Annotated in this window: 1 protein-coding gene; it reads left to right on the forward strand. The window is 56.9% G+C overall.

All coding sequences use genetic code 11. The features are described from left to right. Positions 1-272 precede the first annotated feature (272 nt). Positions 273-839: a heavy-metal-associated domain-containing protein gene (locus ACP7BV_RS27390; RefSeq protein WP_426108063.1), complete on the forward strand. Its 567-nt coding sequence runs from the start codon at positions 273-275 to the stop codon at positions 837-839. Positions 840-878 lie beyond the last annotated feature (39 nt).

Raw genomic sequence — 878 nt, forward strand, 5'->3', positions numbered from 1 at the left:
GCCAGCCAAGTTAAGACATTTCAGCAGTTTTTCTGAGTCATCTTCTTGTGTGGTTTTGCACCTGTGAACGGGCTTTGAAAAGCGCGGAAATTTGGGCTTTGCTGGCGGTTTCCCCTCGGAACAGCCCCGCATCGGAGAATAATTGCGGGGATGATATGGGCCACAGGGAGGGGTAAAACGGTAGTGCCGCAAAGAGGCGGGCGCGATACCCAAAACCGGCTTCCCAGGCAGCTGCTCGCCGGAGGATTTTCAAAGTCATAAAGGAAGCTTTGATGAAAACGAGTGTTTTTGAAGTGCACGACATGCTGTCGGTATTGGCCGTGGACGAAGTGGAGAAGCGGATTTGCGGGGTGCCCGGTGTCGAAAGCGCAACAGTGAACTACGCCGCGGGAAACGCCACTGTGCGCTACGACGAAACCCTACTCGAAGTCGCCGATATCAAGGTAATCGTGCACCAGCGCGGGCATCAACCTGCGAGCGAATCCCAACCCAGCAATGTGAGCGAGCACGAGCCCGCTCGCAAGCCAGCCGTAGTGCCAACGCCGAAAGTTGCGCCTGTTTCTGCTTCAGAGACCGACGCCGCCACGCAAAAAGCTCCCGCTGGCGCGGCCGCCACCGCACCCGAGATTACTGTTTCCGGAGGAGACAGACAACAGGGCAAAGCGACGCCGAACGCTACGCCATCAGCGACGCTCTCCCCTCCGCCGAAGACTTCACACGTCGCGCCAGCTGTGAAGGCCTCCACGGCCTTAGCCGCTGCGCCAAAGCCCGCACCTGACGCAAATTCTTCAGCGCCAACAGCCCCCTGTGTCAGACTACTTGTCGGGTGTGTTTTTTGAAAAAATTATGTCCTGATCTTGGTTGTTGTGGTGGAATTT

The organism is Massilia sp. TSP1-1-2, assembly GCF_049896185.1.
Classification (GTDB): domain Bacteria; phylum Pseudomonadota; class Gammaproteobacteria; order Burkholderiales; family Burkholderiaceae_D; genus Telluria_A.

Bases quoted from the DNA above. Each gene is read 5' to 3' on its own strand.
- ACP7BV_RS27390 (WP_426108063.1), top strand. From the start codon at position 273: ATGAAAACGAGTGTTTTTGAAGTGCACGACATGCTGTCGGTATTGGCC.